Origin of the sequence: Chromobacterium vaccinii (genome assembly GCF_000971335.1) — a bacterium.
Lineage (GTDB): Bacteria > Pseudomonadota > Gammaproteobacteria > Burkholderiales > Chromobacteriaceae > Chromobacterium > Chromobacterium vaccinii.
In genome coordinates this window covers 1-10,292 of sequence record NZ_JZJL01000083.1, presented here as the reverse complement: position 1 = coordinate 10,292, position 10,292 = coordinate 1, and the positions used below count along the sequence as shown (strand labels likewise).

The following is a 10,292-nucleotide window of genomic DNA, read 5'->3' as shown; positions in this document are numbered from 1 at the left end:
AAGATCCTGATCCGCCTGGTCCGCGAGCTGGAGACTGAAACGCAGTTGCGCCTGGTCTCCTTGCAGGGCGGCACCGCCCGCAACGCGCTGTCGCGCGAGGCTTTCGCCGTCGTCGCCTATCCGGCCGCCGACGCCGCCAAGGTGGCGGCCAAGCTGGACGCGTTCCAGGCGCTGATGCGCTTCGAGCTGGCTGGCGTCGACGAAGGCGTGGCGGTGTTGTCCGAGGCGGCTTCCGCCGCCGGCGTGCTGGCCCGCGCCGACCAGAACGCCATCCTGTCTGCGCTGCATGCCGCGCCGCACGGCGTCAAACGCATGAGCCAGCGCGTCGAGGGCGTGGTGGAAACCTCGAACAACCTGGGCGTGGTGCACGTGGTCGACGGCAAAGTGTTCGCCAACCTGATGGTGCGCTCCCTGCTGGACTCCGGCACCTGGATGCTGGCGCGCGAAGTGGAAAGCCTGTTTGGGCTTGCCGCGTTCAAGGTGGAGATGGAGGGCGGCTATCCGGGCTGGGCGCCGAATCCGGGCTCCAAGCTGTTAGCGCTGTTCAAGGACGTCTACCGCAAGGAATTCGGCGGCGAGGCCGAAGTGCAGGTGATCCACGCCGGCCTGGAGTGCGGCATCCTGGGCTCCAAGTACCCGAATCTGGACATGGTGTCCTTCGGCCCGAACATCCGCGGCGCGCACGCTCCGGGCGAGCGCGTGGAAGTGGAGTCGGTGGGCAAGGCCTGGCAGCTGCTGCAGGCGGTGCTGAAGGCGATTCCTGCGCGTTGATCGGCTTTTCTCGCAATGAAAAAGCGGTCTGGCTTTGCCAGGCCGTTTTTTATATCGGCCGCCGGCCAATCATGGCATGCTGCGGGTTTGTCAAAATGCTGGAGGAATCCGTGAAAAAAGAACAATTGAGCATCCATCTGCGCATCCAGTACCTGTGCAAGGCCGCGCTGGCCTTGTCGATCGGCGCGTTCGGCCTGCTGGTAGCGAGCGGAAACATCATCGATTACGACTCCAACTGGCAGTTCGTCCGCCGCGTGCTGGCGATGGACGCGCTGGAACCGTGGTTCAATGGCGCGGCGCTGGAGGGCCGGGCGGTGCGCGATCCGTTCGGGCAGCAGCTGGCCTACTTCGCCATCATCGCCGGCGAAATGATCTGCGGACTGCTATGCGCGGCGGGCGGTATCGGCATGCTGCGCGCGGCGGCGGGCCGCGACGGCCTGGCTTGGGGCAAAAGCCTGTTCACGCTGGGCGCGCTGGTCGCCGTGCTGGTCTGGTATTTCGGCTTCGCGGTGGTGGGCGGCGAGTATTTCGCGATGTGGGCCAGCAAGTGGAATGGCCAGATGAAGGCCTACGCCTTCGTCGGCTTCATTCTGCTCAGCCTGGTTTACATCCGTCAGCGCGAAGAGGCTTGATCGCCGGCGCTCCGCGGCCCCTGGCCGGAGAAGTGACGGCCGAAGCCTATGATCACCAGCGCGCTGGTGAAGATGATCTGCAGGTCGGCCAGCAAGCGCACCGGCCAGTAGGTGGGGTACATGTCGCCATAGCCCACGGTGGCCGCGGTGGCGATGGACAGGTGGAAGCAGTCCAGAAACAGCAGGGCGGCCTTGCCGTAGAAACCGGGCAGCGGGCCGCCCTGGCGGTCGTACAGCGGCGTCATGCCGTGGAAGGCGCTGCCGCCGCTCAAGAGCAGCGCGAACAGGTAGTACACCACGGCGAACTGCAGCACCAGGCCGATGTAGAGGCCGATCAGGTCGCCCAGCTGGCGTTGGCGCGGCCGCCGCAGGATGTGGCGGCCGGTGCGCCACAGCGGCCAGAAAAACACCGCCCACGCCAGCCATTGCTCGCCCTGGCGCGGCAGCAGGGCATGCAGATCCGCGCCGCGCCACAACAATGTGAACAGCGCGGCGCAAACCAGCGACAGCGCTGTTTCCGCGTGCAGTTGCAGCCGGGTCTCCAGGCTGGGCAGCGGCAGCGAGGCCATCAGCCGGCCAGGCGCTCGCGGATGCTCTTCTCGATGCCGGCGGCGTCCAGGAGGCACAGCGACAGCAGCAGCGCCGGATCGCCGTGCTCGACGTAATCGTCCGGCAGGCCCAGCTGCAGCACGGGCGCCGCCAGGCGCATCGCCTGCAGCGTTTCGACGCAGGCCGAGCCGGCGCCGCCCATCACCACGTTTTCCTCGACGGTGACGATCAGCTCGTGGGTTTGCGCCAGTTCGCGGATCAGTTCGGCGTCCAGCGGCTTGACGAAACGCATGTCGGCGACGGTGGCGTCCAGCTGCTCCGCGGCGGCGAGGGCGGGATGCACCATGCTGCCGAAGGCCAGGATGGCGATCTTCTCGCCTTGGCGGCGGACAACGCCCTTGCCGATCGGCAGCGCCTCCATCTGCTGCTGGATCTCCGCGCCGGGGCCGGTGCCGCGCGGGTAGCGGACGGCGGTTGGGGTGTCGAGCTGGAAGGCGGTGTACAGCAGTTGGCGGCATTCGTTTTCGTCGGACGGCGCCATCACCGTCATATTGGGGATGCAGCGCAGGTAGCTGAGATCGAAGGCGCCGGCGTGGGTCGGGCCGTCGGCGCCGACCAGGCCGGCGCGGTCCAGCGCGAACATCACCGGCAGGTTCTGCAGCGCCACGTCGTGGATCAGCTGGTCATAGCCGCGTTGCAGGAAGGTGGAGTAGATCGCCACCACCGGCTTCAGGCCGTCGCAGGCCATGCCGCCGGCGAAGGTGACCGCATGCTGTTCGGCGATCGCCACATCGTAGTAGCGGTCCGGGTGTTCCTTCTCGAAACGCACCATGCCGGAGCCTTCGCGCATCGCCGGCGTGATGCCGACCAGGCGTTTGTCCAGCTTGGCCATGTCGCACAGCCAGTCGCCGAACACCTGGGTGTATTGCGGCTTGCCGCCGCCGCTCTTGCCGCCGGCGAGGCCGTTGGCCGGATCGAACTTGGTGACGCCGTGGTATTTGACCGGGTCGTTCTCGGCCAGCTTGTAGCCCTGGCCCTTCTTGGTGACGATGTGCAGGAACTGCGGGCCCTTGAGGCTGCGGATGTTCTTCAGCGTGTCCACCAGCACATCCACATCGTGGCCGTCGATCGGGCCGATGTAGTTGAAGCCGAACTCCTCGAACAGCGTGCCCGGCGTGAAGAAGCCCTTGACGTGCTCCTCCACCTTGCTGGCGATCTCCTTCAGCGGCGGGGCGATGCCCAGCACCTTGCTGGAGCCTTCGCGCATCGCGGCGTAGAAGCGGCCGGACATCAGCTTGGCCAGGTAGTTGTTCAGCGCGCCGACGTTGGGCGAGATCGACATGTCGTTGTCGTTCAGGACCACCAGCAGGTCGGTGTCCATCGCGCCGGCGTTGTTCAGCGCCTCGAAGGCCTGGCCGGCGGTCATCGCGCCGTCGCCGATGATGGCCACGCTCTTGCGCTCGATGCCCAAGGTTTTGGCCGCCACCGCCATGCCCAGCGCCGCGCCGATGGAGGTGGACGAGTGGCCGACGCCGAAGGTGTCGTACTCGGATTCCTCGCGCTTGGGGAAGCCGGCCAGGCCGTCATGCTGGCGCATGGTATGCATGCGCTCGCGGCGGCCGGTCAGTATCTTGTGTGGATAGGTCTGGTGGCCGACGTCCCACACCAGGCGGTCGTTCGGGGTGTCGAACACATAGTGCAGGGCGATGGTCAGCTCGATGCTGCCCAGGTTGGACGCGAAGTGGCCGCCGGTCTTGCTGACCGACTCCACCAGGAATTCGCGCAGTTCGCCCGCCAGCTGCGGCAGCTGGGTCCGGGGCAGCTGCCGCAGGTCGGCGGGGCTGTTTATGTTTTCAAGCAGCGGATACATTGTTGTGATTCTGCAGTGAGGTGGCTCGCCGGGCGGTGGTCCGTCCTGATGGTTTCTCCACGAGCGGTTCAAAACGAGCGGGCGACGATGTAGTCGGCCAGTTGTTTCAGGCGATCAGCCTGCGGGCCGAAACCCTGCAGCGCGGCGAAAGCCTGGTCGTGCAAATCCCTCGCCATCCGCTTGGCCTCGGCGAGGCCCAGCAGGCTGACATAGGTGGGTTTGTCGTTGGCGGCGTCCTTGCCGGCGGTCTTGCCCAACGTGGCGGTGTCCGCCTCGCAGTCCAGAATGTCGTCCACCACCTGGAAGGCCAGGCCGATGCGCTTGGCGAAGGCGTCCAGCGCTTCTTTCTCCGCGCCGGACAGCTCGCGGCCCGCCATCGATCCCGCCAGCACCGAAGCGCGGATCAGCGCGCCGGTTTTCAGCATGTGCATGAATTCCAGTTCAGGCAGCGTCAGCGGCAGGCCGACGCTGGCCAGGTCTATCGCCTGGCCGCCGGCCATGCCGGCATGGCCGGCGGCGTGGGCCAGCGTGCGGACCATTTCCAGCTGGCTGGCCGGGGCGATGCCGGGCATGGGCTGGGAGATCAGCTCGAAGGCGCGGGTTTGCAGCGCGTCGCCGACCAGCAGCGCGGTGGCGTCGTCATAGGCGATGTGACAGGTGGGCTTGCCGCGGCGCAGCACGTCGTTGTCCATGCAGGGCATGTCGTCATGCACCAGCGAATAGGCGTGGACCATTTCCAGCGCCGCGCCGACGCGGGCCAGATTGTCGCGCTCCGCGCCGACCAGTTCGCCGGCGGCGAACACCAGTAGCGGGCGCACGCGCTTGCCGCCTTCCAGCGTCGCGTAGCGCATCGCCTCATGCAGGCGTTGCGGCGCGCAACTGGCGGCCGGCAGCAGCTTTTCCAGCGCCTGCTCCATGTATTGCTGGATGGAGGTCATCCAGCCGATGAAGGTTTCATTGGCCATTGGGCAGATCCAGCGCCTTCAGTTCGTTGTTTTCCAGGATTTTCAGCTGCTGTTCCGCGTCGGCGAGCTTGCCCTGGCAGAACTTGATCAATTCGGTGCCTTGCTTGTAGGAAGCAAGGGCTGTTTCCAGCGGCATGTCGCCGCTGTCCATCGCCTGGATGATGTCCTCCAGCTGGCCCAGCGCGGTTTCGAAGCTGGCCGGCGCTTTTGCGGCTTTTGCCATGGCGGAGTTCCTCGTGCGTGTCAGGCCGACATTCTAGTCCAATTCCGATGAAAAACGACAGTGCTCCAGCCCGATGTGCGTCAGATGGGGCGGTTTCGGCGCGGCGGCGAATGGTGTAGGGTGGCGGCTCCCTTTCTTTCCCGAGGCCTGACATGTCCGAATCCGCCCGCACCATCCTGATCACCGGCTGCTCCAGCGGCATCGGCTATCACACAGCCAAGTGGTTTCGCGAGAAAGGCTGGCGAGTGTTTGCCAGCTGCCGCAAACAGGAAGATGTGGAGCGTCTGCGCGCGGAAGGCTTCGAAAGCCTGCGGCTGGACGTGGACGACGCGGGTTCGATCCGCACGGCGCTGGACGAGGTACTGGCGCGTACCGGCGGCACGCTCGACGCCTTGTTCAACAACGCGGGCTTTGGCCAGCCCGGCGCGGTGGAAGACATTTCACGGCAGGCGATGCGCGAGCAGTTCGAGACCAATCTGTTCGGCCCGTGGGAACTGACCAACGCGGCGATGGCGGTGATGCGCGCGCAGGGCCATGGCCGCATCGTCTACAACAGCTCTATTCTCGGCTTCGCCGCGATGCGCTGGCGCGGCGCCTACAACGCCAGCAAATTCGCGATGGAGGGTCTGTGCGACACTTTGCGCCATGAACTGCACGGCACGGACATCCATGTCTCGCTGGTAGAGCCGGGGCCGATCGAAAGCCGCTTCCGCCCCAACGCGCTGGCGCGTTTTTTGAAGAATGTCGACATCGACGGCAGCGTGCATCGCGACAATTATCAGCAGCAGCTGGAAAGGCTGAAAAAGGAAGGCCACGCCGCGCCGTTCACGCTGCCGGCCAGCGCGGTGGCCGAGGCCGTGTGGCGCGCCGCGACCAGCCGCCGGCCACGCGCCCGCTACCGGGTGACCTTTCCCACCAAACTGTTCTGGTTCCTGCGGCGTTTCCTGCCCCAGCGCTGGTACGACGGCGCTTGCCGCGGCGCGACATGAGGCATCCAAGTCCTTAATTGAATTTTCCTGATGCCATCTTGATATTTTTTTGTTGATCCGCGTAGCGAATTGGCTTTACATTCATTCGCGCTTGTCATGGCTGCGGCAGTTGGCGATGGCGGGCGCAAAGAATAAAGCGGGCCGGGAAGGCCCCGCGCTACGAAGGAGAACAATTCAAGATGACGCACCTGAAATGGCTGCCCATGCTGATGCTGGGCGGCTCGCTCGCGCTGTCCGCTCATGCAGCCGACCCCAACAAAGTGCTCAGGATATCGTTTCCGGTGCCGGAAACCGGCTTCGACCCCGGCAAGGTCAATGATGTGTATTCGATCGGCGTGATCGAAAACATTTTCGAGCCGCTGCTGAAATACGATTATCTGGCCCGGCCGTTGAAAATGAAGCCCAACACCGCGGCGGCGATGCCGGAGGTTTCGGCCGACGGCCGCGTGTACACGATACGAATCCAGCCCGGCATCTATTTCGCCGATGACCCGGTGTTCAAGGGCAAGAAGCGGGAGCTGACCGCCGAGGACTACGCTTATTCCTTCAAACGCTTCGCGGATCCCGTCGTCAATTCGCCGGTCTCCAATATGATGACCGACTGGGTGCTGGGCCTGGCGGAAGCCGGCAAGCGGGCGAGCAAGACCGGCAAGTTCGATTACGCGTCGCCGATTCCCGGCATCCAGGTGTTGGATCGCTACACCTTGCGGCTGACGCTGACCAAGACCAACTTCATCTTCCTGTACACGCTGGCGGCCAAGCAATTCGGCGCGGTGGCGCGCGAGGCTATCGAGGCCTACAGCAAGGACACGATGTCCCACCCGGTCGGCACAGGTCCCTTCATGCTGAGCGAATGGAAGCAGGGCAGCAAGATCGTGCTGTTGGCGAATCCGGGTTATCGCAAGATGGTGTTCGATGGCGAGCCGGGCGGCGACCCGCGTGATCAGGAGATCGCCAGGGAAATGGCCGGTAAGACCCTGCCCGTGGTCGGCCGGGTGGAGGTCCGCGTGATCGAGGAGGATCAGCCGCGCTGGCTGTCTTTCCTGAACAAGCAGCTGGATGTGGTCGCGGTGCCCAAGGCCGCGATGAAGACGGCGTTGCACGTGATGGACAACGATCCTTTTCAGACCACGTTGAACCCAGTGCTGGCGAAGCGGGGCATCAAGCTGTCCCATGTGCTGAATCTGGACGTGACCTACGCCTATTTCAACATGCTGGACCCGGTCGTCGGCGGATACGGCAAGGACAAGATCGCGCTGCGCCGCGCGATCGCGCTGGCTTATCCGCTGAAGCAGGAAGTGGTTCCTCTGCTCTACGGCAATCAGGCGGTGCCGATGCAGGGCGCTGTGTCGACCGGGATGGCAGGGTCCAGCCCGGGCTTCCGGGGCGAAGTCAAGTACGACCCGGCGCTGGGCAACGCTCTGCTTGACCAGTTCGGCTACAAGATAGGGCCGGACGGCTACCGCACGCTGCCTAATGGCAAGCCGCTGCAGATCACCCAGGCGACCCAGGCCTCGGCTTTGGACAAGCAGTTCAACCAGATCTGGCAGAAGACATTCGACAGTCTCAAGATCCGGGTGAATTTCAAGGTGGCCAAGTGGAACGAGAACCTGAAGAGCGCTTATGGCCACAAGCTGCAGATGTGGAGTCTGGGCGGGTCGGCCTCGATGCCGGACGGCGACGATACCATGGTGGAGCTATGGACCGACAGCATCGCCAGCGGCAGCAATCTGTCCGCCTTCAGCCGGCCCAAGTTTGACCAGCTTTTCGAAGCCTCGCGCTTGCTGCCCAACGGACCGGAACGCGAAGCCAAGTTCGAGCAGATGAACCGGGTGGTGGCGGCATACCAGCCTTATGTCTTGGGGGTTACCCGCTTCACCAATTCGTTGTCGCAAGGTTACGTGCTCGGCTACAAGCCCCACCCGATTTACACGGTCGGCGGCTTCTGGCGCTACGTCGACGTCAACCGGCGCTGAGTCCATCTCGTTCGACTCCGCCGGATGGCCGGACGGAGCAAGGAAAAACATGTTCGCATTCATCATTCGCCGGCTCTGGCAGATGATCCCCACCATGCTGGGCGTCATGCTGCTGGTGTTCGTGCTGTTCAACTGGGTGGGCGGCGACCCCACCTTCATTCTGGAAGGCAAGCGCCTGACGCCGGAGATGCTGGCCAATATCCGCGTGCAGCTGGGCCTGGACAAGAGCCTGCCGGAGCAGTTCCTGTTGTTCGTCAAGCAGGTGTTCACTTACGACTTCGGCAATTCCTGGGCCACGCAGCAGTCGGTTTCCGGCACGCTGGCCAACCGCGTCGGCCCGTCGCTGACGCTGGCGGGCAGCCTGCTGGTGCTGGAGCTGCTGACCGCGCTGCCCATCGCCGTCGCCGTCGCCTATTTCCGCGGCACGCTGACCGACCGCCTGGTCACCATGATCTGCACGGTGGCGATGTCGGTGAGTTCGCTGGTCTACATCATCGTCGGCCAATACCAGCTTGCCTTCGCGATGGATTGGTTCCCGGTGATGGGTTGGGACGACAACAGCCTGGCCACCAATCTGCTGGTCTACCTGCCGCTGCCGCTGATACTGGGCATCCTGGTGGCATTGGCGCCCAGCGTGCGCTTCTACCGCAGCTTCGTGGTGGAGGAGTTGAACCACGACTACGTGCGCACCGCGCGCGCCAAGGGCTTGCCCGAGTCGCGGGTGCTGTTCAAGCACGTGCTGCGCAACGCGCTGATCCCAGTCGTCACCAACATCACCATGTCCTTGCCTTTCCTGATGCTGGGCTCGATGCTGCTGGAGCGCTTCTTCGGCATTCCCGGCATGGGCAATGAGCTGCTGAACGCCGTCGACAAGAGCGACTTCCCGGTGATCAAGGCGATCACCATCACCATCGCCGCCGCGGCCATGGTGTTCAACCTGCTGGCGGATGTCCTGTACAAGTGGATCGATCCGCGCGTCCAGCTGAAGTAAGGGGAAGAGACGATGACGACATTGCAGAATACCGCCGGCGCCGCGCCGGCCGCCCCGTCCCGCAGCCTGTGGGCGTTGGGCTGGCAACGCTTGAAGCGCGACCGCATCGGTTTCGCGTGCTTGTGGATTGTGAGCGGCTTCATGCTGCTGGCCTTGTGCAGCTGGGTTGGCCTGATCGGCCGGGGCTGGAACGCAGAAGTGGCGGTGTCCTATGCGCCGCCCACCTTCCTGTATCAACAGGCGCACAACGCTGCCCAGGCATCGGGCGCGAAAAAAGCCGAGACGGTCACGGGCACGGGCCTGCGCCCTGAGGAAGACCCGATCTGGGCGGAAACCCAGTCGGCGATGAAAAACCGCGACAAGTACGTGGTGCCTGAGGTGAAGAAGGCGGAGTCGCTGACGTTCGGCGCGGATATCCGCGGCCGCGACATCCTGGACAAGGTGGTCAAGGGCACATCCACTTCGCTGTTCGTCGGCTTTTTCGGCGCCTTGCTGTCGGTGGTGATCGGCGCGTCGCTGGGCGCTTGCGCCGGTTTCCTCGGCCGCAAGATCGACGATTTCCTGATGTGGTTCTACAACGTGTTCACCGCGATGCCTGACATGCTGTTGCTGCTGGCTTTCGCCGCGGTGGCCGGCCGCGGCCTGGGCACGGTGATCCTGGTGCTGTCGCTGACCAGCTGGCCGGGCACTTTCCGTCTGGTGCGAGCCGAGTTCATCAAGTTGCGCTCGCGCGAGTTCGTGCAGGCGGCGGACGCCATCGGTGCCAGCAGCGCGCGGCGGATGTTCGTCCACATCCTGCCCAATGTCTCCCATTTGCTGCTGGTGCAGTTTTCCTTGCTGATGGTGGGCCTGATCAAGTACGAGGTGATCCTGTCCTTTCTCGGCTTCGGCGTCGATGCGCGCCAGGTGAGCTGGGGCTCGATGCTGTCCGAGGTGCCGGAAGAACTGATGCAGGGCTACTGGTGGCAGCTGGCGATGGTGGTGGTGTTCATGTCGCTGCTGGTGACCGCCTTCAGCATGCTGACCGATTCCCTGCGCGACGCGCTGGACCCGAAGGTAAAGTGAGGATCACACCATGAGCAACAACAAGACTTTGCTGTCGGTCCGCAACCTGCGGGTGAGTTTCCGCCAGGAGGACGGCGGCCGCTTCGAGGCGCTGAAGGGCGTGAGCTTCGACATTCCGGCGCACCGCACGGTGGCGCTGGTGGGGGAATCGGGTTCCGGCAAATCGGTGACGTCGATGGCCATCATGCAGCTGCTGCCGCCGCAATCGAGCGAGATCGATCCGGCGTCGGAGCTGCGCTTCGACGGGCGCGACCTGCTGAC

Annotated in this window: 11 protein-coding genes; 7 read left to right on the top strand and 4 right to left on the bottom strand. The window is 64.4% G+C overall.

Going from position 1 to position 10,292, the window contains the following annotated elements; all coding sequences use genetic code 11:
* Both VL52_RS22040 and VL52_RS22035 read left to right on the top strand, forming a co-directional pair.
* Positions 1 to 771: M20/M25/M40 family metallo-hydrolase (locus tag VL52_RS22040; protein WP_046159054.1), on the top strand; the 771-nt coding region annotated here is incomplete at its 5' end.
* 110 nt (positions 772 to 881) lie between these two features.
* Complete coding sequence (locus VL52_RS22035; RefSeq protein WP_231177733.1) at positions 882 to 1,403, top strand: DUF2165 family protein; 522 nt, start codon at positions 882 to 884, stop codon at positions 1,401 to 1,403.
* On the opposite strand, the gene VL52_RS22030 is transcribed toward VL52_RS22035, so the two are convergent.
* From VL52_RS22030 to VL52_RS22015, 4 genes are all read right to left on the bottom strand, one after another.
* Positions 1,385 to 1,972: an ion channel gene (locus VL52_RS22030; RefSeq protein WP_046159053.1), complete on the bottom strand. Its 588-nt coding sequence runs from the start codon at positions 1,970 to 1,972 to the stop codon at positions 1,385 to 1,387. The two genes, VL52_RS22035 and VL52_RS22030, sit on opposite strands and share 19 nt — an antisense overlap.
* The gene (gene dxs, locus VL52_RS22025; RefSeq protein ID WP_046159052.1) at positions 1,972 to 3,822 is read right to left on the bottom strand and encodes a 1-deoxy-D-xylulose-5-phosphate synthase; all 1,851 of its coding nucleotides are present in this window, start codon (positions 3,820 to 3,822) and stop codon (positions 1,972 to 1,974) included. Before dxs ends, VL52_RS22030 begins: the two co-directional genes overlap by 1 nt.
* Positions 3,823 to 3,890: 68 nt before the next feature.
* Positions 3,891 to 4,787, bottom strand: a complete 897-nt coding sequence (locus tag VL52_RS22020) for a polyprenyl synthetase family protein (protein WP_046159051.1) — start codon at positions 4,785 to 4,787, stop codon at positions 3,891 to 3,893.
* On the bottom strand, positions 4,777 to 5,010 hold the full coding sequence (locus VL52_RS22015; protein WP_021476069.1) for an exodeoxyribonuclease VII small subunit: 234 nt from the start codon (positions 5,008 to 5,010) through the stop codon (positions 4,777 to 4,779). The genes VL52_RS22020 and VL52_RS22015 overlap by 11 nt, the downstream gene beginning before the upstream one ends.
* Positions 5,011 to 5,162: 152 nt before the next feature.
* Here VL52_RS22015 and VL52_RS22010 point away from each other — a divergent pair, with 152 nt between their 5' ends.
* The 5 genes from VL52_RS22010 to VL52_RS21990 form a co-directional block, all read left to right on the top strand.
* Positions 5,163 to 5,999, top strand: a complete 837-nt coding sequence (locus VL52_RS22010) for an SDR family NAD(P)-dependent oxidoreductase (protein WP_046159050.1) — start codon at positions 5,163 to 5,165, stop codon at positions 5,997 to 5,999.
* A 179-nt stretch (positions 6,000 to 6,178) separates the two neighbouring features.
* Positions 6,179 to 7,975 carry an ABC transporter substrate-binding protein gene (locus tag VL52_RS22005; RefSeq protein WP_046159049.1) on the top strand — a complete coding sequence of 599 codons (1,797 nt, stop codon included), beginning with the start codon at positions 6,179 to 6,181 and terminating at the stop codon, positions 7,973 to 7,975.
* A gap of 49 nt (positions 7,976 to 8,024) precedes the next feature.
* Positions 8,025 to 8,966 (top strand): ABC transporter permease, encoded by a 942-nt coding sequence (locus VL52_RS22000; protein ID WP_046159048.1) that lies wholly within the window; start codon positions 8,025 to 8,027, stop codon positions 8,964 to 8,966.
* A gap of 12 nt (positions 8,967 to 8,978) precedes the next feature.
* On the top strand, positions 8,979 to 10,031 hold the full coding sequence (locus tag VL52_RS21995; protein WP_046159047.1) for an ABC transporter permease: 1,053 nt from the start codon (positions 8,979 to 8,981) through the stop codon (positions 10,029 to 10,031).
* A gap of 10 nt (positions 10,032 to 10,041) precedes the next feature.
* On the top strand, positions 10,042 to 10,292 hold a 251-nt coding region (locus VL52_RS21990), incomplete at its 3' end, for an ATP-binding cassette domain-containing protein (protein ID WP_046159046.1).